This is a genomic window from Psychrosphaera haliotis, from assembly GCF_009728465.1.
Taxonomy (GTDB): Bacteria; Pseudomonadota; Gammaproteobacteria; order Enterobacterales; family Alteromonadaceae; genus Psychrosphaera; species Psychrosphaera haliotis.
In genome coordinates, this window is record NZ_WOCD01000003.1 from 1,073,326 (window position 1) to 1,096,794 (window position 23,469).

Consider the following 23,469-nt stretch of genomic DNA (forward strand, 5'->3'; position numbering starts at 1 on the left):
TATTATTGAAGAAATAAAGGCCTTAAATGTGTCCAGTATTTTTACACATAAATCTGTTTATTTTTAACACACCAGTGTGGTCAAGGGATTGCCATTTGGCGCTGATATTGCTTATCGAAGTATAACTTTAAAGATAAATAGTTATTTGCACAAACAAGGACATAATAATAATGAAAATGTTAAAAACACTACTAACCACAGTAGTAGTATTTTTTGTTTTATCACTGCAAGTTAAAGCTGACGTAATTTTAACGGGTATGGGTGGTGAAAACGGACTCGGTGAAGTAGCTACACCGATGGTTGACGATGGTTCTAGTAATGAGTTGAACTTACCGTTTTCCGTTAACTTCTTTGGTGAAACTTATGAGTCGTTTTTTGTGAATACAAACGGAAACTTAAGTTTTGTTGGCGGATTCAACGGCTTTCAAGGGTCTTCTTTTGACCAAGCAACCCTTCCTATAATTGCGCCATTTTGGGGCGATGTGAACATCAACTGCGGTGGTGGAGAGTTTGAAGGTGATAGCTCTTCAACTGGCGAATGCGGAAACATATATATAGGTGCTCCTGCTGAAGGTGTTGTAGCGGTAACGTGGCACGAAGTTGCTGAATTCGGTAACTCTGAATCAGGTGAGCGAAATACTTTCCAAGCAGTTTTGATTGATCGCTCCGCCGATACTGGCACAGCGGGTGACTTTGATCTTGAGTTTCGTTATGAAACATTAGAGTGGAGTGACAATGCCCAAGCTGGATTTGCCGCTGGTAACGGCTTCATTGACGAGTGTCGAGGTGGTGATTGTGAATGCCCAGGCGGTGACTGTGATTGTCCTTTTGGCGATTGTGAATGCCCTCCTGGAGAGTGCGAACCTAACATCCCTCAAAGTGTTCCTGCTCCTCAAATGGCAGAAGTTACGCAAGTAGAAACTAGGTTAGAGGATCTGCCTGTACTAGAGGAAACACCTGTGCTTGAAGAAGTGGAAGTGGAAATGACAACGTCATATTCATTACCGGGTGCATTGACTGATGACGTAGTTGATTTAGCGAATACATCAAATACTGGCGAAGAAGGTATTTGGAGCTTTTCATTCCGTGATGGTCAGTTCTTAGAGCCGGGCGTAACTCCTGAAAACCCAATTATGCCAATTTCTGAAGGTGAAGATGGTTGGGCATTTGACTTTGACGTTGATTTTGACGAAATCGTATTTATCGACCCTGACGTTGCCGTTGGTTACGACTACTTTGTTGATAGCGGCTCTAACTTTGCGTCAGTTATTTTACCTGACGGTTTTAATGCTAACTACGAGCTTTGGTTAATGGGTGCAAACGGCTGGGAATTTTCTCAGTTCTTAGATGCAAACTTCCGCCACTTCTTTGGACCTGATGGTGTTTCTCAATTCCGTATTTTAGGTATTGATACGTCAAATATGGTTGACCCTACTGACCCTACTGCGTTTGTTACTGGTCTATCATTCATTAATGCTGGTAATCAACAAGTTCGCCAAGTAGCTCTTACTGAGTTTGTTCCTGATGCTACCAATGTTGATGAGCCTAACCCACTAATGCTTTTATTGGTTGGTTGTGGTTTTATTGCATTACAACGCAGAAGAAAACTAAAAGCAGCGTAATTTAACGTTGTTAACAGAAAAGGAACTTCGGTTCCTTTTTTTATGCCTGAAATATAAGCGGTTCCACAATTTGCTTAATGAAAATAATGCAAACTCTCACTATAAATGCTAAAAACACCTCACTGACTTTACTTCGTCAAACAACAAAAATTACCCACCGAAGAGGCTCACATGAAATTTAAATTAAAGCACTTTGCATTTACGGCCATTGCCGCTAGCTTTTTAGTTGCTTGTTCTAAAGCACCAGAACAAAAACCGATGCGTTAGGCTCACCATTAACTGTTGAATACATTGGCGACAAATCACGACTAGATATTTATCATCCGGTTGAATTAACTGCCGACTTAAGCCACTTGAGCAAAAAGCAGCAAGAAATGCTAGGCGTTCTAATTGACGCATCTGAAATTATGGATGACTTATTTTGGATGCAGGCATTTGGTGAAGATAAAGCCTCGTTTTTAGACAAAATTAAAGATCCAAAGGTTCGTGCGTTTGCTGAAATCAACTATGGACCTTGGGACAGACTAAACGGCGACAAGCCATTTTTATCTGGTTACGCTGAAAAATTCCCTGGAGCTGAGTTTTACCCTGCGGATATGAGCAAAGCTGAATTTGAAAAGCTTAAGTTAGCCGACAAAGATGGTTTATATTCAATTATTGAGCGCAACAAAAAAGGTAAGCTTGAGATTGCTCCTTATCATCAAGAGTATCAAGGTGAAATGCGTCGCGCGGCTTCGTTGTTAATAACAGCAGCTTCTTATGCAGAAGATGAAGAATTCAAAAACTATCTAACCATGCGTGCAGAAGCGCTTGTTACTGACGAGTATCAAGCATCAGACTTTGCTTGGATGGATATGAAGAACAACCCAATTGATGTTGTCATTGGCCCTATTGAAACTTATGAAGATCAGCTGTTTGGTTATCGTGCCGCTTTTGAATCTTATGTTCTTGTTAAAGACATGAGCTGGAGCGAGCGATTAGCAAAATACGCAGCTTACTTACCAGAATTACAGCAAGGTTTGCCTGTACCTGCAAAATACAAAGCTGAAACGCCAGGATCAGATGCAGACTTAAACGCCTATGACGTGATTTATTACGCGGGCCATTCAAATGCCGGTAGTAAAACAATTGCGATTAACTTACCAAATGATGAAGAAGTTCAGCTTAAAAAAGGCACACGTCGCCTGCAGTTGAAAAATGCTATGCAAGCTAAGTTTGATCACATATTAGTGCCTATTGCAGAGCAACTAATTGTTCCAGAACAACGTAAAAACATAACGTTTACGGCGTTTTTTGCAAATACCATGTTCCATGAAGTTGCCCACGGATTAGGCATCAAACAAGTTATTGGTACAGGTCAAACTGTACGTGGCGCGTTAAAAGAACATGCCTCAGCACTTGAAGAAGGCAAAGCGGACATTTTAGGTTTGTACATGATTCGCCAATTACTTGAAAAAGGCGCTATTGATGAGGGAACACTTGAAGATTATTACACTACCTTTATGGCGGGCATTTTCCGTTCAGTTCGTTTTGGTGCGAGTTCAGCTCACGGTAAAGCAAACATGGTTCGTTTTAACTACTTTAAAGAACAAGGCGCATTCAGCCGTGACGAACAAGGCTTTTACAGCGTAGACATTGAAAAAATGAAAACGGCGATTGACGGCTTATCTAATATTATCTTAAAGCTACAAGGTGATGGCGATTATGACGGTGTTGCGAAATTAGTAGCCGAAAAAGGACTAATTAACACAGACCTTCAGGCTGATTTAGCTAAATTGACCAAAGCCAACATCCCTGTGGATATTACCTTCAAACAAGGCAAGCAAGTATTAGGGCTTTAATCACCCAAATCTAATTAGTTTACCTATTTTCTAAGCCTTCCTCGTGAAGGCTTTTTATTGTCTAAAGCCTTTATTATCTGAAAGGTCTAATGTCTAAAACTCGTTCTGTTTAAAACCTTTACAACTTGAACAAAAAACAAACACCAAGTGTCTGAAATATTTACACTTTTATTTATCACATTTGTTTTTAACAAAAAACTAAATTTAAACCGATTTAAAAACAACAACTTAGTTACGAATCCTGAACCTTAATATCTGTGGCCTAAAATTTGCTCAGGTGATACCAGACAAATTCAAACAATCACATTTACTAAAGGGATTTTCATAATGAAAAAACAATCGCTTTCCTTACTTGCAGGTTTAATTATTGGTGCCTCGCCAATGTTAGCAACTGCTGATCCTATTCTTACAGGTTTTAACCACGTAGGTTTAGATGCCAATATTTCTGAAGACTTTGGCAGCGAAGTTCATGGCCCATATGGCGGTTACGCTTATACGCACCAATTTTTAGGTAACTATTTGATGAATGGCACTGAATACAGCCATTTTAATATTGGTGTAAATGGATCAGTTGGTTTAATAGAAGCAAGCGAAGGATTTGGTTGGGGTGTTGCAAATTTTGATGCTGCGTTTACACCTTTTTTAAGTTCAATTGATACATTCTGTAATGATTGCGGCTCTATTTATATGGGCATGAGCGATGACAGAACTACAACAGCTATAACTTGGTCTAACGTAGCTCAAGCTATGGGTGACAGCGATGCCAGAAACACTTTTCAAATGGTTGTTATAGATCGTAGCGGTATGCCAATACCGGGCAACTCGGGTGGATTGGGCGGTATAGGTCCACAGGACCTACCTTTAGTATCGGATTTTGATATTGAATTCAGATATGGTGAGCTTTCTTGGAATGGTTTAAATGGCGGCGCTGGCGATACAGTTGCATTTGCGGGTATTGTGCCTGATGCTAATGATATTTCTAGTATCGTTCACTTACCAGGTTCAGGCACACCAGATGTAAATGAGTTAGCTAATACTACAAATGTTGAAGGCGGAGAAGCTGGCGTTTGGCGTTTTGAATATCGCAACGGTGAACTTCAAGATCCTGGTTTTAGTGCACCAGCTCCAACTGGTAGTACAGGTACTGGTACCGCTGATGACCCTTTTATGCCAATTGAAAACGAATCAGATCTTCCTGGTTGGGCGTTTGAAATAATCGTAGGTCCAGAAGAAGTTGTATTTATAGACCCTGAAGTGGCTATTGGTTATGACTACTATGTCGACAATGGTGAAAACTTTGCGTCAGTTATTTTACCGACTGGTTTTGACGATAACTTATTCGATCTATGGTTATTAGATGCAAATGGAGACTGGATACTTCAAGGCGACCTATTAACTGGTGGTGTTGAATACTTCTTTGGTCCGGATGGTGTATCTGCGTTTAGAATCATGGGTATTGATATTACAGGTATGCTTGATCCTAATGACCCAACTGCTTTTGTAACGGGTGTTTCATTTGTTGATAATGGTTCAGGCCAACCTCAACAGCAATCTATTCGCCAAGTAGCAATTGCACAAGAAGTTAACGATGTGAGCGAACCAAACGGTTTAGCTTTAATGCTATTAGCATTAGGTGGAATTGTTGCAATGTCACGTCGTAAAAAGAAATGCATCGCATAAGCTACATATAGTTTATTTCGCCAAGTAATTCCTTATGAGTTACTTGGTTGCGAGACTAAATTGAAGTATAAAGGGGCTTGTCCCCTTTTTTAATGGATTAAATATGAAGTACACATTCATCACTCCCCTACTTATCGCTATTCTAACCTTTAGCAACTTTGCATTTGCAAGCAATCAAGCAAACGATTCTCAACCACGTGGGTTCGGAAATTGGCAGTTAATTTGTGATAAAAAGCCTTGTTTTATTAATCAGTCTTTAATTGCATCAAATGGCAAAAAATCTGGCATTGTTGGATCTTTAAATATTACTCGCATTCAAAATGACAGAACCATGTTAACTATTAAGTTAAGTAAAAATGCCCTTCAGAGCGCAGGTATTGGAATAAAGGTTGATAACCATAAAGACACCCGAGTAAAAATATTGGGTTGTGACGCAAAAGTTTGTCAAACCAACGTTTTAGTTGATGAGCAATTGCAGTCTGAGTTTGAAAGTGGCAGAGCGCTGCGCATTGTTTATTTTGACAACAACACCAAAAAGCAAGTCACCTTACCTTTTACCCTTAATGGATACTCTGAAGCCTTTAAGGCGATGAATTAGTCTAGTATTTTTAATTCCTGTAATAAATTTGTTCAAAGTTCTGTAATTTTTGATTAAATTATCGTAGCTTGTTTTTTGGACATAACAATTACAATAAGGTTTTAAAATGGACAACGCATCAACTTCGGTAATGCAGCGAATTTTAAATAAGGTAGAGATCTGGGGTAATAAATTACCAGATCCCGCTGCATTATTTATCTCTTTACTGGCAATAGTTTGGGTTTTATCCTGGGCGCTTTCGGGAATCGATTTTAACGTAATAGACCCTCGCTCTGGCCAAGATCTGGTTATCAATAATCAGCTTGCTGGGGATGCAATGACCCAGTTTTTCTCTTCTATCGTGACCAACTTTTCACACTTCCATCCCGTTGGCGTTGTATTAGTAGCAATGCTAGGTATAGGCGTTGCCGAATACTCTGGATTTATCAATGCTGGCTTAAGAGCATTATTGTCAGTCACTGCTAAATGGCTTTTAACGCCAATGATTATTCTTATTGGTATAGTTAGTCACTCTGCCGTGGATGCTGGTTATGTATTAGTAATACCTCTTGGTGGTGTTATCTTTTATGCGGCAGGCCGTCACCCATTAGCTGGTATTGCAGCTGCATTTGCTGGTGTATCCGGTGGTTTTTCTGCTAACTTTGTTCCTTCTGCTTTAGACCCAATGTTGCAAGGCATATCGCAGGCCGGCGCTCAGTTATTGGATCCTACAATTACGTTAAATCCATTAAATAATTACTTCTTCACTACTGTCTCCTCTATTTTAATTACCGGTTTAGGTTGGTTTATAACCGATAAAATCGTCGAGCCTAAGCTTCAAGCAAATAAGTTAGACGGTGACCTATCTGATTTACCTACTATGGATCCTCTTACGGACAAAGAACGCAAAGCATTACGTTTTGCACTAGCGTCTATTGTTGCTAGTTTTGTGGTGCTTTTTGTTACAGCGTCTTATGAGACATCTCCATGGCGAGCAGAAGATGGTTCATTAACCTCTTTCACCGCACCTTTAATGAAGTCAATTGTGCCATTAATATTCCTATTGTTTTTAATACCGGGCTTAGTCTACGGCGTGGCTATTGGTAGCATCAAAAACAGTAAACAGTTTATTGAGGGTATGAGTAAAGCAATGTCTGGCATGGGCTATTATTTGGTCATCATGTTTTTTATTGCACAGTTTATTTATGCTTTTGGGCAATCTAACTTAGGTATATTACTAGCGGTCAAAGGCGCTGGTTTCTTAAAAGCGCTTGCGTTACCTGGTGGCGTAACCATTGCGGGCATTATTTTCCTAACCGGATTTATTAACTTATTTGTTGGTTCAGCATCGGCAAAGTGGGCACTGTTAGCGCCTATATTTATACCAATGTTAATGCAGTTAGGTATTTCGCCAGATTTAGCACAGGCGGCTTATCGTATTGGCGACTCGAGTACTAATATCATTACTCCTTTAATGCCGTACTTCCCATTAGTGGTGGTATTTTGCCAACGATATGTTAAAAACGCCGGAATAGGTACGCTAACCGCCATGATGTTACCGTTCTCTGTTTGTTTCTTAATTGCATGGACACTGTTTTTATTAGCTTATTGGGGCCTAGACATTCCTCTGGGTATACAAGCTAGCTACGACTATGCGCCGAGCAATTAAACAAGGCCTATAGTTTAATCCGTTAACTATATAAATATTAGGTGCTTTTCAATTCTTGATTAGCGCCTTTTTTACTCTCTAACTTCTTTTAATGTTAAAACTTATAGCGCATGGAAAAAGTCATATTCCTAGGTTCTAATGAAGGCGTACCTGGAGTTTCATTGCCCTTACCTCTTGCTCGGATAGGATAGAGCTTGTCTTCATCCCAAACATTATTGATGGCAAAAACGAAATTTAGGTTTTTATTGTAGGCCCACTTTGCAGAAAGGTTTCCCCAATCTAATCCAGACTCTTTTGAGTTAGTCCAAGGCGCCCACCAGCTGTTCAGAATGACATGCTGATAAGATAAACTCACCTCGTCACTTGCTCGCCAAAACCCTTGATACCGGAAAATGCCTTCAGGTAAGCCATTAGCTTTTAAATTGTTTTCTGATCCTGCAACCGGTGACTTCATTCCTAACTCAAACCCATCGGCACTAACAACGTCGTGTGTGCTATAGGATATTTGATGCCGCCAGTTATTTCGCTTCCAGTTAGCTAATGCTTCTAGCCCTCTAATCTTAAGTGTCCCTGGTTGATTCGCATAATAAAAAACGCCTCCCCAATTACCAACAAAGTCAGAGCCAATAGCTGCACCGGGTGTGCCATTACGAGTTGATAAGGTGAGTATGTAATTGTTGATTTCATTGGAAAAGGCCGTGACTTCATAACTTAGATATTTATCTATCACCCCTTTAACTGAAAACTCAAAACTACGAATTGTTTCAGCACGTGGTGACTCAGCATTGGTCACTGCTCGTCCAGTAGTAGAAGATGTCATGCCGGAACTTTCTAAATACATCAGGTTATTTTCAGACAATAAACCATCGCCTAAAAAGCCTCCCGTGTAGTGAACCCCAGGCGGACCGTTAAAACCTCGTTGATAAGTAAGCCGGTATACGTTTCTACGAGGTTCATGTTGATATGTCAAACTCATTCGAGGTGTAAATTGCTTACCCCAGTTGTGGTTATAGTCATTTCGAAAACTAAGGTTCGCCTGCCACGACGAAGACCAAATGGCATTTAGTTCGCCTAGTATGGCTTTATTGGTGTAGCTACTAGGAAAGAGCCATTTGTTGGTTTTGTTCACATTGGTCGACAAGTCCGATGTTTTGTTAACAATAAAATTGTCGCCCTGCCAATTTTTACTACCCGTTTTTATATGCTCCAGCTCAGCCGCCAATAACCAACTTATCCCTTGATTATTCTCCCGTGTATAAAGCCTAGCTTGAGCAAAACTACGTTGCTCATTAGCCCCTGCCGTTGTTTGCCCAGAATAGCGGTCGTATAGGGCATAATCATCATTTTGAAAATTTGCTAATAACTTTACCGTGAGTTCATTATTTAATGGGTAATAAATATCGCCGGCAATAATAGACAAGCGTTGCTCAACTTGGTCTCTATCTTTAGTCCAGTTATATAAATCCCTTTTTTGTTGATGGTGCTGAAACCAAAGAGTCCAATCAAAATCAGACACCCTAGCTAGCATTCTAATTGACTCAGCATTATTCAATTTTGTGCCTCGGTCTGCCGCAACTGAAGGGTGTGAAGAGTCACCTTCCATAACCTCATTCGCCCAACCTTTGTGAGGTAGGGAAAAACCGTCTAGCGCTTGAGCGGAACCAATAAATTGATAATTAAGGCCATTGTGTTTTATGCCCGTCATGCCACTCACTGATTGCCATCCTGCCTCTCCAGCCGCAATATTTACTTCACTTTCTTCCACTAGCTTGGTGATAACATTAATTACGCCCATTTGCGCGCCCTGACCAAGAGTGACACTGCCTGGACCACGAATAACTTCAATTCGCTCTATATAATCCAAACCAATTCCGTTTAATACATTATCTGCAGGGCCCCAAAACCAGTCAGCATTTATTCTCACACCATCAATGAGTAACAGAACCTTACTGTTGTTATCAGGCGCGAGGCCTCTAAATGAAGCAATGGTGTCGTCTTTGTCTTCTGCTTTAAAATATCCAGGTACATAAATATTAAGAAGGTCACTTAAGGACCGTCCATTCGCTAATTCAATATCACTTTGGCTAATAATGGTGACTGAGGATGGTACAAAGTTTTGCCTCGATTCTGTGCCAGCACTTACGCTTACTTTAATGTCCAATAGCTCTTCTAAACTCATTTCAAAATAGTCTATTTTGTCTGCTGCAATTTGCGCTTTGCTTGGCTCTGCTTTAACTACTAAAGAAATGGAAAATAAACATAGTACAAATGTCATAGACAGTATTAGGAAAACAGTTTTTAATGAGAGGCGAACGGTTTTTATCATAAAGTTTCGCTAAAAAAATACGTTAACTTTAATAGTAGGAAATGATTGCCGTTTTACAAATTTCAATATCGGTACAGCGGCTCGACCAGTATTAGCTCATTGATAGTTATGCACTTTCTGAAAAAATAAATGTTCTTTTTTTAAACAGCTGAGTCTGCTAGATTACATCTAATTATAACTCCTTGGTTATCAGCTCTTTTATGGGCGTTAGTCTAAAAATAAGGACATATCATGAGAATTTCACAGACCGTTTGTTTATTGGCTATCGCCTTGGTCGCAGAAAATGTAGCGGCTGATACTTTAGTACATGCTGGACGCTTAATTAAAGCGAACAACTCCAATGTCAAAACAGAAGTCACGGTAGTCATTGATGGCAATAAAATAAAAGCTATTGAAAGCGGTTATAAAAAGCCGTCAAACGCAGACACTGTCATTGATTTAAAAGACTACACCGTCATGCCAGGGTTAATGGACATGCACACTCACATTAGCTCTCAACATAATGGATTAGCAAGCTATCTTGAAGGTTTTAAACTTAATGAAGCTGACTATGCATTAAAAGGTGTGGTTTACGCTCAAAAGACTCTAGATGCTGGCTTCACAACGGTTAGAAATTTAGGCGATAGTTACAACGTGACTGTGGCGCTAAAAAAAGCGGTAAGTAGTGGCATGATTAACGGACCGAGAATTTACACAGCAGCAAAATCTATTGCCACTACTGGCGGACACGCAGATCCTACCAATGGTCGAGCGATGAGTATTACCGGCGATCCGGGTCCTAAAGAAGGCGTGATAAATGGCATTGCAGAAGCACGAAAAGCAGTAAGACAACGCTACAAAGATGGTGCTGACTTAATAAAAATTACCGCAACAGGCGGTGTACTTAGTGTAGCAAAAAGCGGTCAGAACCCGCAGTTTATGACCGATGAACTTGAAGCCATTGTTGAAACTGCAAAAGACTATGGCATGACGGTTGCCGTTCATGCGCACGGTAAAGAAGGGATGAAGCGCGCCATTGAAGCTGGTGTAGATTCGATTGAACATGGCACATTCATGGACGATGAAATATTTAAATTAATGAAAAAGCATAATACCTACTATGTGCCAACGGTAATGGCTGGAAATTGGGTCGCAGAAAAAGCAAAAATTGACGGTTTTTTCCCTGCATTAGTAAGACCTAAAGCGGCAGCAATAGGACCACTCATTGAAAAAACATTTGGCCGGGCTTATTTAGCTGGCGTTAACATTGCGTTTGGTACTGACTCCGGCGTTTCAGCTCACGGCGATAATGGTTTGGAGTTTGAGCTTATGGTTAGAGCAGGCATGAAGCCTATTGATGCAATTAGAAGCGCGACGTTTCATGGTGCTAAACTTCTCAACATCCTTGACGAGGTAGGCACTATTGAAAAGAATAAACTTGCTGATATTGTGGCCATCAAAGGCAACCCGCTTAAAAATATAGCACTAATGAAAAACGTCAACTTTGTAATGAAAGACGGCAAGGTTTATAAATTTGAAAAATAGGAAAAACCCTTAATAAATTGGCTTAACTTTCCAATCAAGTAATGGTGTTTTATCGGACTCTGAACAAATCCAAATAGTTACCCGAACAGTGTCCTTTAAAACCCCCTCTTCACTCTCAATTGCTTTCCAGTCTGATTTAGTAAAAGCTTGGCCACTTAACCTAAACATGCTTAACAGTTCACTCTCGTTCTCGAATGAAGCTTTAAAGTGCTCAACAGTGCCATAACTGGTATTTAGGGTTAGGTTTATTACACTTTCCCCCCTCGTATATGTGCTCACTTGGCCATCCCAAGATGTTAAATTATCTGGATTACATTTTACAAAACTCGGTACTTTTAACCTTTTATCTGGTTCAATAGCATGACTAGAGTAACTGCAAGTCAGTGCCAAGAGGCTACAAATCATAACAAGGCTTTTATTCATCTGGCTTCTTCAAATTTCTCAATTAAAAAAAGGCACCGAAGTGCCTTCATATTTTATTATAAAAATATAGCCTTATAGACCACGGTATGTAATTGACTGTTGATCAGCTCGAAGCGATTGACCAAAAGAAAATTCATACATACACGCATCGTCTGTATAATCCATAAAGTTATTTATAGGATCAGAGCCCGCTGCATTTTTGCCTTTTGTACAGCTATCGCGACCTGTTGGACAACCATATGCAGGACTCTTTTCTGCTGGTGTATCGCTAACGTAGTCACCACTGCCACTGCATCCACCTTGGAAGGTATGGTAAAGACCAAGCCAGTGGCCTACTTCGTGCGTACCAGTATCACCTTGGTTATATGGTGCGGCACTGCCTCCTGGCAAAGTTTCAAATAAAACCACTACACCATCATTCATTGGTCTTGAAGCATAGTCAGATGGGAATGTTGCCCAACCCAGCAAGCCATCGCCCATATTATTTGTATAGAAATTTAAATCGCCCGCATCACCTTGGCGAAGTGTTGATTTCATTGCGGTTTCAGCTTGTGTGCCATACCCAGCTGTAAACCATGCATTATTTACAACTGTTTGACTGCTCACTAAATTGAATGTAAATGGGGTATTTGCGTATGCGTTGTTCAATACATTCATTTGTGATGAGATATCACCTGCAGACAAACCGCCATTACCATTTGAATCAGTGATAATATGGAAATAAACATCAATAACAACCGACCCTACTGCGCGAGGTTGGTCTCCGCCATTGTCACCACCGCCACCTCCACCAGGTTTGCCTTTAGCGGCCGAATTAGATCTTAAGTTTTTGAAATGCTTTTCTTTCATTTCAGCTTCTTTTTGTGAAGGGTGCTTAGTACCGCATCTTAGAAATGAGGCATTTTCATTTGCGTGGTCAAACGCTTTGTCATTAGCTGCGTGTAACGTCGCAGAAGAACCTGATGCTAAAGCTAATGCGACAAGTAATTGAATGGATTTTGTTTTCATGTTTTACCCTTTTTTTTTTCATTATTATTGATGTGAGTTCGCACCAGGTAAATAACACCGAGACCGATGCAGCTCAAAAATCATACTAGCCAATAATCGAAAAAAGGCAAACCTTTTCACAAACTTAGATAGAGTGGAATAATAAACCATGAAAAAACTCAACTTGAGTTTGTTTTTCTAACTGTAATAAAACTGTAATCTGCAGACTCTACAGAGATATCTACTTCCACCTCTTCGTTAAAGTAAGTGGCCCCACCAATAATTAATCCCTTTGCTAGTGGTTCTAAGCTATTTTCTGAGATATATCTCATTTTTATATGAGTTGGTGATTCTTCAATCGTCTTGAATTCTGGTAGTTGAGCGTCAGGGTAAAGCTTTTGCACTTCCACGTGAATGTTTGAATCTAGAATCGACAACACTTCTATCACCGATTTTTTTCCTCGCACAGCCTGGGGATGATACTCCGCTAATTTAGGAAATAAATAGACGCCAAAGCTCTCGACTAATTCACCCACAGGAATGCCAGTATGAGCAGAGAGTGTCGTAACAATAGCAACAACTTCACCCGGAGAATAAAAGCCAACTGAGGTATAAATTGCTTTAGACTCTAGGTTTGCTTCTTCGAGTACAGTTTCTGTTAACTCCAAACCCACTTCTTGTTCCATCATTTCAATTAAATTCGTGAAAATAACGCCTAACATATAATTCCTCCGCTCTAAGTATTTATGAGTGTAGACGAAATAAAATTAAAACATTAATCGAGCCTGTCAGATTATTGATGTGTTAAACTATGCTTAATTAGAAAAACATCATTCAAAAAAGTTGAAGTAGCGAACACTATGCAAGGTAATTTATTTGTTGTTTCGTCACCAAGTGGTGCCGGAAAGTCCAGTTTAATTTCAGCGTTATTAGAACGTCATAACGATATGAAAGTATCGGTGTCACACACCACTCGCCAGCCTAGACCGGGCGAAGAAAATGAAGTTCATTATCACTTTACAAACGTTGAAGCCTTTAAAGATTTAATATCAAAAGACGGCTTTTATGAATGGGCAGAAGTGTTTGGTAATTATTACGGCACTTCTAAACAAGCAATTCAGGATCAGCTAGACCAAGGCATTGATGTATTTTTAGATATCGACTGGCAAGGTGCGCAACAAATGCGTGAAATTCGCCCGGACATCATTACTCTGTTCATTTTGCCTCCTTCTAGAGAAGAATTAGAGAGCCGTTTAAACAAACGTGGCCAAGACAGTGCCGAAGTTATTGCTAAACGCATGTCACAGGCACAAAGTGAAATGTCTCACTATAATGAATATGACTTTTTGTTAATTAATGATGATTTTGAAGAAACACTTAATAACTTTGAAAAAATAGTGCTAACTCATCGCTTAAAAACAAAGAATCAGTACAGTAAAAACAGTCAACTGCTCACTCAGCTATTGGCTAAAAGCTAACCTTGGTGTAATATTACGCCCCTTAATATTTTTTTGCCTCATTGGAGATACTGAATGGCTCGCGTAACTGTTGAAGACGCTGTTGAAAAAGTAGGAAATCGTTTTGATTTAATTTTGGTTGCTGCTCGTCGTGCACGTCAATTAGCAACTCAAGGTAAAGAGCCTCTTGTTGACGCTGGCAATGATAAGCCAACTGTTACTGCACTTCGCGAAATTGAAGCTGGTTTAATCACCAACGACGTAATGGATCGCCAAGATAACGAAGCTGAAACAGTTCGTGAAGCAGAAGAAATGGCAGCCGTTGCTGCAATCGTTGGTAACGAATAAGTAACAAACGAGCAATTTCTTTATAGCCAACATGTTTTTTTAACGTGTTGGCTTTCCTTCCTAATTTTCTTTAGTTTATACTCAATTCCTATCTAATCGTTTTTTACTGAGTCGTTCGGTGTATTTATTTGAAGGTTTAAAACAACAAATTTCGGCCTATTTGCCGCCAGAGCAAGTTGCTATTGTGCAACGTGCCTATGTAGTTGCGCGTGACGCCCATGATGGCCAAATGCGATCCAGTGGTGATCCTTATATTACTCACCCTGTCGCTGTGACTGTTTTACTTGCAAATATGAAGCTAGATCATGAAACATTATCTGCTGCTTTAATGCATGACGTTATTGAAGACACACCTGTTTCTAAAAAGGATTTAGCCGATGAGTTTGGCGATACTATTGCTGATTTAGTTGAAGGTGTATCAAAACTCGATAAGCTTCACTTTAAAGACAAAAAAGAATTCCAAGCTGAAAACTTCCGCAAAATGGTTATGGCCATGACGCAGGATATTCGCGTTATTTTGATCAAGCTTGCTGACCGAACCCACAACATGCGAACGCTTGGGGCTTTACGACCAGATAAGAAACGTCGTATTGCCAAAGAAACCTTAGAAATATATGCCCCAATTGCCAATCGACTTGGTATTCACGAATTTAAAAACGAACTAGAAAATTTAGGCTTTGAAGCACTTTATCCAATGCGTTCTAGAGCCCTAGAAAACGCAGTAAAGCAGGCTCGTGGTAACCGTAAAGAAATCATTCATAACATCCAGTCAGAAATTGAAACTCGCCTAGCAGAAGTAGGTATTCCTGGTGATGTTAAAGGCCGTGAAAAGCACTTATTTAGTATCTATAGAAAAATGTTAAACAAAGAATTAATGTTTAACGAAGTCATGGATATCTACGCCTTTAGAATAATGGTTGATGACATAGACACGTGTTATCGAGTGTTTGGTGTAATGCACAATCTTTACAAGCCAATTGAAACCAGATTTAAAGATTATATTGCGATTCCAAAATCAAATGGTTATCAGTCTCTGCATACGTCTCTTATTGGCCCTCATGGTATTCCCATTGAAATCCAAATTCGTACCAAAGAAATGGACGATTTGGCGGACAAAGGGATTGCAGCTCACTGGGCATACAAAGGTGCTGGTGATAAAACTGGTAACTCAGCACAACAACGCGCACGTCAATGGATGCAAACCTTACTTGAGCTGCAACAAAGTGCAGGTTCGTCATTTGAGTTTATAGAAAACGTTAAAACGGAAATGTTCCCAGAAGAAATTTATGTATTTACCCCAGACGGGAAAATTCATGAGTTACCAATGGGCGCAACACCTGTAGATTTTGCTTATTCAGTTCATACCGATGTTGGTAATACTTGTGTTGGCGCTAAGGTTGATCGTAAACCACACCCTTTAAGTCGACCATTAGATACCGGTCAGACGGTAGAAATTATTACTTCGCCTAATGTGAAGCCTAACGCCAACTGGCTAAACTTTGTAGTCACTGCCAAAGCCAGACTTGGTATCAGAAACTACCTAAAACATCAGCGTGCCAATGAAGCCATAAACCTTGGCCGTCGACTATTAAAGTCTGCATTAGGTGAAACACAAATTGAACAAGTAGAACCAGAAGATATGATTAAGCTTCTGGGCGACTTCAATTTAAATACCATTGAAGATCTATATAGGGAAATTGGCTTAGGTAACTTAATGGGATTAACCATAAGTAACCGCTTACTTAACTCTGATAAAGAACAAGCCAACAAAGTTGATCATACGCCTATTGCTGGTGCAAAAGGTATGTTGGTTACGTATAGTAAATGTTGTCACCCAATACCTGGTGATGAAATTGTTGCTCACGTTTCACAAGGTAAAGGCTTAACTATTCACAGAGAAGACTGTCCCAACTGTCGTAACTGGGAAAAAGACGCCGCTAAATTCTTTAAAGTAAAATGGGACGATGCTTCCGATAGAGAGTACGTAACCACTTTAAAAATAGAATTGATCAATCATCAAGGTGCACTTGCAAAAGTAACGCACTTAATCTCAAAGAGTAACTCCAACGTAGAACATATATTTACAGAAGAAAAAGAATCAAATATATATGCGATTACGGCTGATGTGACGGTTAAAAACCGAGTTCATTTAGCACGAGTTATCAAAAAATTAAGAACTATGCCGGACGTCCAGCGGATAAGCCGCAAGTAGTTCAGTCAACAGGATTTCACCATGACACGTATTGTTATTAACACAGATGCGGCACCTGCCGCTATTGGCACTTATAATCAAGCCATTAAAGTAGGCACCACGGTTTACCTATCTGGTCAAATTCCACTGGTTCCAGAAACCATGGAAGTTGTCTCAGAAGACTTTGAAGCGCAAGCAGAACAAGTTTTTAGAAACCTGAAAGCAGTTTGTGAAGCCTCTGGTGGCTCAATTGAAGATGCCGTGAAGCTCAACATTTTCCTAACGGATCTTGGTCAGTTCGCCAAAGTAAATGAGATTATGGCGAAATATGTGGCCGAACCATTCCCAGCAGAGCAGCAGTTCAAGTTTCAGCGTTGCCAAAAGACGTGCAAATTGAAATTGATGGTATTTTAGAGCTATCTGACGTTTAAGCATTATTAGGAATACACATGACACCAGAGCGCTTTAAACGTATTACTGAAATACTCGACAAACGTCAGCCTGATTTAACGGTTTGTATGGAACAAGTCCATAAGACTCATAACTTATCAGCCATTATAAGAACCGCCGACGCCATTGGTATTCATAATATCCATGCGATATACACGACTGAAAGCCGATGGTTATCTGGTGGTCGTGCTTCGGGCAGTCAAAAGTGGGTAAAAGTGACTGAACAACCTGACACAGCAACGGCAATAAAACAGTTTAAAGCACAAGGCATGCAAGTCTTGGCCACTAATCTATCTGATAGAGCTAAAGACTTTCGCGAAATTGATTATACAAAACCTACTGCGCTTATTTTGGGCCAAGAACGTGACGGTATTTCAGATGAAGCACTAGAGCTCGCTGACCATCATGTTGTAGTACCAATGTTTGGTATGGTTGAGTCATTAAATGTAAGTGTCGCTGGTGCGTTAATTATGTATGAAGCACAGCGCCAACGCTTAGTGGCTGGTATGTACGACAAACCAATAATTAGCGAAAAAATACGTCATCAAATGTTATTTGAAGGCGGGCACCCAATTTATGCCGAGTTATGTGTAAGAACAGAAACACCTTATCCGCCACTGGATGAAGACGGCCAAATTGATGCACCAAAATCTTGGTATACAGAATTAAAAGATAAATATAATCTATTACCTGCGGATAAAAAGTCACGTCGTGTTGATTTTACGCATACGGATCAGACATTTGAGTTTGAACCAAACTCTATTGCCGATAAATGTAACTAATGGAATAACATGGCGCTAACGTCCTTATCTTCAGTGCCAATTACCACGCTTAAAGGTGTTGGCCCAAAAGTCGCAGAAAAACTAACAAAACTAGGCATTCATAATATTGAAGATGCCCTGTTTCACCTACCTTTACGCTATGAAGATCGTAGCCGTGTTTACCCAATCGCAAATACCGTAGTTGGCACCCATGTGGCAGTGGTAGGGCAAGTCACATCTTGCAATATCCAGTTTGGCCGAAAACGCATGTTAGTCGTTAAAATTGGCGATTCGACTGGCGGCATGACGTTACGTTTTTTTAACTTTTCCGCAGCCCAAAAAAACTCATTAGAAGATGGCACTTGGATAAAGTGTTTTGGTGAGATCAGAGGCGGCAAATTTGGACCAGAAATTCTTCACCCTGATTACGTTAAAATAGACGGCCCTGACGACATAAATGTAGACGAGTCTTTAACGCCCGTTTATCCAACTACTGAAGGCGTAAAGCAAGCTTCTCTTAGAAGTATTACCGAACAAGCCCTGTCTCGATTAGAAAAGTATAGAGTTGAAGAGCTGATCCCTTTTGAAAAACTACCAAATAGCTATTCATTAGTTAAGGCGCTGCAAATTTGTCATCGCCCGCCTATTGATACTGACGTTTCATTATTAGAATTGGGGACTCATCCGGCCCAGCAACGTTTAGCGTTTGAAGAATTATGCGCATACCAGTCTAGTATGTTGCACCTAAAAAAAGACACTCAGCAAGTGTCGGCGGTGCCATTTCCAAAAGATAACAACTATGTAAATCAGTTTTTAAGTTCACTGCCTTTTTCGCCAACTGGTGCTCAACAACGGGTTGTTGCAGATATTACCAACGACCTTGCAAAGCCATTGCCAATGATGCGATTAGTGCAAGGTGATGTAGGCTCTGGTAAAACTTTAGTGGCCGCATTGTCGGCATTGACCGTTATAGCCCAAGGTTATCAAGTGGCTTTAATGGCACCCACTGAAATATTAGCAGAGCAACATGCCCACAGTTTTAAGGCTTGGTTTGAACCACTAGGGATTAATGTTGCTTGGTTAGCCGGTAAGTCAAAAGTAGCCGAAAAACGAGCGGCATTAGAAGTCATTGGTGATGGCTCAGCACAAATGGTCGTAGGTACTCACGCCATTTTTCAAGACCAAGTAGAGTTTTCAAAACTCGCCTTAATCATTATTGATGAACAGCACCGCTTTGGCGTGCATCAAAGGCTGTCATTAAGAAACAAAGGCGCTATTCATACTCAAGGTACAGTGATGTATCCGCACCAACTAGTAATGACGGCAACGCCAATTCCAAGAACCTTAGCAATGACAGCCTACGCTGACTTAGATTGCTCCATTATTGATGAGTTACCACCTGGTAGAACGCCTATAACGACCGTTGTAATGCCAGATACTAAACGAGATAAAGTAATTGAACGCGTTGAACACGTTTGCCTTACTACGGGCCAGCAAGCCTATTGGGTTTGCACGCTTGTAGAAGAGAGCGAAGCATTACAATGCCAGGCTGCTGAAGATGCCGCCGTAGAATTAAAAGAGTTATTACCAGAACTAACGATAGGCTTGGTGCATGGCCGCATGAAGGCCGATGAAAAACAGGCTGTTATGCAAGCGTTTAAGAATGGTGATGTTAATTTGCTGGTTGCAACTACCGTTATTGAAGTAGGTGTTGATGTTCCAAATGCCAGTCTTATGATTATTGAAAACCCAGAACGACTTGGTTTAGCGCAATTGCATCAACTCCGAGGGCGTGTCGGCCGGGGTGCTTTACAGTCTCATTGTGTTTTACTTTATCACTCACCGTTATCTCATACTGCGCAGCAACGTTTAGCTGTATTGAGAGACTCCAACGACGGCTTTGTTATTTCAGAAAAAGATTTGGAAATAAGAGGCGCGGGTGAAATTTTAGGCACACGCCAAACAGGAGTCGCGGCATTTAAAGTCGCAGACTTAGAGCGAGATGCAATATTATGTGAACAGGCTATCTTAGTAGCGCAAGATCTATTATTGTTACGTCCAGACAAAATTAATCTTCTAATTGTTCGCTGGTTAGGAGAAAAACAGCTGTATGGTAATGCTTAAGGTTGATATATTCCAACATATAAACAATACTTTAAGTTCGTTGTTGAAATAGTTCACGTTAAATAACAATATTATAAATATAATAAAGTAGAGGTTCATGAAAAAAGTTCTTATTGTTGAGGACAGTTTACCCATAGTGGCACTGCACAAGAACATTGCCATCAAAGCGGGACTTGAGCCAGTTATAGCGATGACATTTAGTGAAGTAAAAGCGTTATCAAGCCAGTTTGATGATTTTTTCTGCGCTATTATTGACTACAGCTTACCTGATGCGCCAAATGGCGAGGCTATAGATTTTATTCTAGATGCAAAAGTACCAAGCATAGTAATGACGGGCATGCTAGATGATAATATACGTGAGCATATTCTCGGGTTACCTGTTATTGATTATATTACAAAAGAAAGTAAACAAGCCTTTCATTACCTCTTGTCTCTGTTAAAAAAGCTTCAGACCAATAACAAAATAAAAATACTTGTCGTTGACGACTCTGGCAGTGCTCGGGCCTACGTTCGTGGCTTATTACTCCGTCATAATTTTGATGTACTGTTAGCAAATTCCGGTAAATCCGCACTTAATGTTCTTAAAAATAATCCTGATATTAAACTGATCATTACTGATAAAGAAATGCCAAATATGAATGGTATTGAACTGTGTAATGAAATTAGAGCAACTCATACAAAAGATGATGTAAGCATTATTGGCATCTCAGCAAATAGTTCGCAATCTCTCACGGCTAAATTTATAAAAAATGGGGCCAATGACTTTTTACAAAAACCATTTTGTTTGGAAGAGTTTTATTGCCGAGTAATACAAAACATAGAGTATATTCAAAGTATTGATACAATCAGAAAACAGGCTAATACTGATTATTTAACTGATTTGGCTAATCGTCGTTATTACTTTAATAGCGCTCAACCAATTATGGATAGTTTGGATACAAGTACAGTCGCGATGATGGATATTGATGATTTCAAGTCCATTAATGACAATTATGGCCATGACGCTGGTGATATTGTTTTAAAAACTATTTCGAGTTTAATCAAGTTACACTTTGAGCCTAAATACCTAGCAGCTAGATTAGGTGGTGAGGAGTTCAGTATTTATTTTCATGACTTAGAACTCGAAAAAGCGGTCAATATGCTAGAGAATTTTAGGCAGGAATTAGAAAAAACTAAAATTAATGTAGGAAGTGAGCTCATCAGCTGTACTGTTAGTATTGGTGTGTGCCAAGATAAAAAAGATAAATTAGATAGTTTACTTATACTTGCAGACCAAAAGCTGTATAGCGCAAAAGAAACCGGCAAAAATAAAGTGGTCTTTTAATAACACCACTTTCATCTTCATTAAAAACAGTCAAATCAATCTAAAATAAACTTACTCTGTCTCTGCGCCTTTTTTACTTTCCAATAAGGCTTTTAGGTCAGACATTTCTTTTTCTAATAAATCTAATTTTGCACGTGTTCTTGCCAATACTTGGGTTTGAACATCAAACTCTTCTCTACTGACAACATCTAACTGCGACAATTTATTTTGTAGAACCGTTTTTACTTTTTCTTCTACGTTGTCCGCCATTGTCTTAACACCTGCAGGTAATGAATCTGCAACTTGTGAAGCAAACTGCTCTATTTTTTTAGCGTCAATCATCTTTAACCCTTAATTATTTTGCTTGGCTTATTGTAATTGCTGGAATAAAAAAGGCCAGCATTGCTGACCTTTAATTGTGAAACACACTAAGTCTTTTATAAATACTTAGGTTGTTTTACGCATTTAATTTACCAAGTGATCATTGCTTGTAAACCGCCGCCTACGTCATCTAATTCAGGCGATGCTTGCAAACCTAAATCAAATTGAACGCCACCTAGGAAAACACCAGCACCAACCGTAATTAGGCCATCACTTTCATCTGTAGTTGAATTACCAACTTTATCAGCAAAATTATGGCGGTAGCCCGCTCTCAACTCTAAAAAGTCATAAGCATTTATTACTGCACCAACACTACCATACTGACTACCACGGAAAAATTGCTCGCCATTGGCAAACTGTGGTCCTTTAGATTCCGTTAAGTCTAAATCGGCAGCTAAACGAATCCAGCCGTGGTTATAACTTGTTCCAATTCTAACTTGGGTTTCAACTTCGTATATTAACGACTCTTGTCCTGCTTTAAGTGATTCTTGACGTGACTCAATGTCTTCACCAACAATATTCTTAACGGTAACGCCAATACGCCACTTATCCATTGAGTCCATAGATAAAATTGCACCTAAGTCAGCGGTAACAAAATCTTTTGAACTGCGGTACTCATCGCCATCAATATCATCTTCATCAAAATCAGATGATGCTGATTGATAATCAAAAAGCTCTAAACGAACCGTTTTAACCGTTGCACCAACACTCAGTTTCTTTTCTGAGTCTAACTGCCAATTTGAAGCTAATGTTACGCCGGCTTCCGCCCAACCAATCGCCGCAAAACGAGCTTTAGACTCTAATGAATCTTCATCAAAGACAATGGTTTGTGTATCTTGATCAAAAATGTCGCCATATTCGTTTTGTATCGTCGTTTGTTGAAGTTTAGCTTCTTCTGCTAAGACTTCCGCTTCCACGAACAATACTTCTGCTTCATCAGCCAACTCTTGGGCTGCATCAATATCATCTTGTGTCGCAGTGCCGCTGTTTTCGAGTTGCTCTACGTCTGATTGAAGTTGGTCATAACGAGCTTCTAAACGAGTAGCTTCGTCGTAAAAAGGACGAACGTCGCTAAGAAGCGTCTGACCTAAATCTGTATATCGGCGCAATAAGTTAATATCACTAGAAGAGATATCCCCCGTGCCACCTACATCAAACTTCGCCATTGCATTAAATGAAACTGCTACACGCTCAAATGCCATCCCAAAACCAAGGTTGACACCAAAGCTGCCTTGCAAACCAGCTCCGTCTAATTGTTCAAAATCGTTAACAATGCGGTTGGCCGTGTTAATGGTATTTTGTAGATTTTGAGGATCACCTTCTAGTAAGTCTGAATCATCCAAATCTTCAAAGTTATTAACTTCGTCTTCCAGACTTTCAAAAAGATCTAAACTATCACCGTCATCTTTTGTATCCGCAACGCGTCCTGTTCCATTTAAAACAAGAAAAAAGTCATTGTCAGTGCCTACTGCTGTGCCTAATAATGCTGGGTTATAATTAGCCGCAGAAGACCAATGTGCATATGTAAGGCCTGCGCCACCGCTTCCTAGGTTTCTTGCTGATTGTATAAAACTGTCTACTGCTAGTGCAGACGAGCTGAATAAGCCTAAAGTAATGGCCAAAGATACTGCTGATTTTTTCATGATAAATCCTCTTTTCATAGATGACAGCGTTTAATCCACTTCATTGTAGTCGATTTATTGGTCACTACATAAGCTAAAATTTATTATTCTTTCCCTAGAATTCTCTAATGCGAAAGTAGGCTTTACTTTGGTATGATTGCGGCCTTAACTACAAGGTGACCA

Annotated in this window: 17 protein-coding genes and 2 pseudogenes; 13 read left to right on the plus strand and 6 right to left on the minus strand. The window is 39.9% G+C overall.

What is annotated here, in order from left to right; genetic code table 11:
* Positions 1–170 precede the first annotated feature (170 nt).
* From GNP35_RS09705 to GNP35_RS09725, 5 genes and pseudogenes are all read left to right on the plus strand, one after another.
* On the plus strand, positions 171–1,622 hold the full coding sequence (locus GNP35_RS09705) for a nidogen-like domain-containing protein (protein ID WP_155695895.1): 1,452 nt from the start codon (positions 171–173) through the stop codon (positions 1,620–1,622).
* A gap of 296 nt (positions 1,623–1,918) precedes the next feature.
* Positions 1,919–3,463 (plus strand): annotated as a pseudogene (locus GNP35_RS09710) (dipeptidyl-peptidase 3 family protein); the annotation flags it as partial.
* Between the two features lie 327 nt (positions 3,464–3,790).
* Positions 3,791–5,143 carry a nidogen-like domain-containing protein gene (locus GNP35_RS09715; RefSeq protein ID WP_155695897.1) on the plus strand — a complete coding sequence of 451 codons (1,353 nt, stop codon included), beginning with the start codon at positions 3,791–3,793 and terminating at the stop codon, positions 5,141–5,143.
* A 103-nt stretch (positions 5,144–5,246) separates the two neighbouring features.
* Positions 5,247–5,741, plus strand: a complete 495-nt coding sequence (locus tag GNP35_RS09720; protein WP_155695898.1) for an invasion associated locus B family protein — start codon at positions 5,247–5,249, stop codon at positions 5,739–5,741.
* A 106-nt stretch (positions 5,742–5,847) separates the two neighbouring features.
* On the plus strand, positions 5,848–7,389 hold the full coding sequence (locus GNP35_RS09725) for an AbgT family transporter (protein ID WP_155695899.1): 1,542 nt from the start codon (positions 5,848–5,850) through the stop codon (positions 7,387–7,389).
* Between the two features lie 94 nt (positions 7,390–7,483).
* On the opposite strand, the gene GNP35_RS09730 is transcribed toward GNP35_RS09725, so the two are convergent.
* Complete coding sequence (locus GNP35_RS09730; protein WP_155695900.1) at positions 7,484–9,715, minus strand: TonB-dependent receptor plug domain-containing protein; 2,232 nt, start codon at positions 9,713–9,715, stop codon at positions 7,484–7,486.
* A gap of 231 nt (positions 9,716–9,946) precedes the next feature.
* Here GNP35_RS09730 and GNP35_RS09735 point away from each other — a divergent pair, with 231 nt between their 5' ends.
* Positions 9,947–11,239 (plus strand): metal-dependent hydrolase family protein, encoded by a 1,293-nt coding sequence (locus tag GNP35_RS09735; RefSeq protein WP_155695901.1) that lies wholly within the window; start codon positions 9,947–9,949, stop codon positions 11,237–11,239.
* A gap of 9 nt (positions 11,240–11,248) precedes the next feature.
* Here GNP35_RS09735 and GNP35_RS09740 read toward each other — a convergent pair whose 3' ends face one another.
* From GNP35_RS09740 to GNP35_RS09750, 3 genes are all read right to left on the minus strand, one after another.
* On the minus strand, positions 11,249–11,662 hold the full coding sequence (locus GNP35_RS09740; RefSeq protein ID WP_155695902.1) for a hypothetical protein: 414 nt from the start codon (positions 11,660–11,662) through the stop codon (positions 11,249–11,251).
* A 72-nt stretch (positions 11,663–11,734) separates the two neighbouring features.
* Positions 11,735–12,670, minus strand: a complete 936-nt coding sequence (locus tag GNP35_RS09745) for a zinc metalloprotease (RefSeq protein WP_155695903.1) — start codon at positions 12,668–12,670, stop codon at positions 11,735–11,737.
* Positions 12,671–12,828: 158 nt separating this feature from the next.
* Positions 12,829–13,371 (minus strand): heme NO-binding domain-containing protein, encoded by a 543-nt coding sequence (locus GNP35_RS09750; protein ID WP_155695904.1) that lies wholly within the window; start codon positions 13,369–13,371, stop codon positions 12,829–12,831.
* Between the two features lie 138 nt (positions 13,372–13,509).
* On the opposite strand from GNP35_RS09750, the gene gmk reads away from it, so the two are divergent.
* The 7 genes and pseudogenes from gmk to GNP35_RS09785 all read left to right on the plus strand — a co-directional run bounded on the left by gmk (position 13,510) and on the right by GNP35_RS09785 (position 21,304).
* The gene (gene gmk, locus GNP35_RS09755) at positions 13,510–14,127 is read left to right on the plus strand and encodes a guanylate kinase (RefSeq protein WP_155695905.1); all 618 of its coding nucleotides are present in this window, start codon (positions 13,510–13,512) and stop codon (positions 14,125–14,127) included.
* A 54-nt stretch (positions 14,128–14,181) separates the two neighbouring features.
* Complete coding sequence (gene rpoZ / locus GNP35_RS09760) at positions 14,182–14,454, plus strand: DNA-directed RNA polymerase subunit omega (RefSeq protein WP_155695906.1); 273 nt, start codon at positions 14,182–14,184, stop codon at positions 14,452–14,454.
* Between the two features lie 118 nt (positions 14,455–14,572).
* Positions 14,573–16,666 carry a bifunctional GTP diphosphokinase/guanosine-3',5'-bis pyrophosphate 3'-pyrophosphohydrolase gene (gene spoT / locus GNP35_RS09765; RefSeq protein ID WP_330997762.1) on the plus strand — a complete coding sequence of 698 codons (2,094 nt, stop codon included), beginning with the start codon at positions 14,573–14,575 and terminating at the stop codon, positions 16,664–16,666.
* A gap of 21 nt (positions 16,667–16,687) precedes the next feature.
* Positions 16,688–17,076, plus strand: a pseudogene (locus tag GNP35_RS09770) (RidA family protein).
* Positions 17,077–17,094: 18 nt separating this feature from the next.
* Positions 17,095–17,877, plus strand: coding sequence for a tRNA (guanosine(18)-2'-O)-methyltransferase TrmH (trmH, locus tag GNP35_RS09775; protein WP_155695908.1), 783 nt, complete (start codon positions 17,095–17,097; stop codon positions 17,875–17,877).
* A 9-nt stretch (positions 17,878–17,886) separates the two neighbouring features.
* Positions 17,887–19,980, plus strand: a complete 2,094-nt coding sequence (gene recG / locus GNP35_RS09780; protein ID WP_155695909.1) for an ATP-dependent DNA helicase RecG — start codon at positions 17,887–17,889, stop codon at positions 19,978–19,980.
* A 97-nt stretch (positions 19,981–20,077) separates the two neighbouring features.
* Positions 20,078–21,304: a diguanylate cyclase gene (locus tag GNP35_RS09785; RefSeq protein ID WP_155695910.1), complete on the plus strand. Its 1,227-nt coding sequence runs from the start codon at positions 20,078–20,080 to the stop codon at positions 21,302–21,304.
* Positions 21,305–21,355: 51 nt separating this feature from the next.
* Here GNP35_RS09785 and ubiK read toward each other — a convergent pair whose 3' ends face one another.
* Both ubiK and traF read right to left on the minus strand, forming a co-directional pair.
* Complete coding sequence (ubiK, locus tag GNP35_RS09790) at positions 21,356–21,625, minus strand: ubiquinone biosynthesis accessory factor UbiK (RefSeq protein ID WP_155695911.1); 270 nt, start codon at positions 21,623–21,625, stop codon at positions 21,356–21,358.
* A 128-nt stretch (positions 21,626–21,753) separates the two neighbouring features.
* Positions 21,754–23,307: a conjugal transfer protein TraF gene (gene traF, locus GNP35_RS09795; RefSeq protein ID WP_196492481.1), complete on the minus strand. Its 1,554-nt coding sequence runs from the start codon at positions 23,305–23,307 to the stop codon at positions 21,754–21,756.
* Between the last annotated feature and the right edge of the window lie 162 nt (positions 23,308–23,469).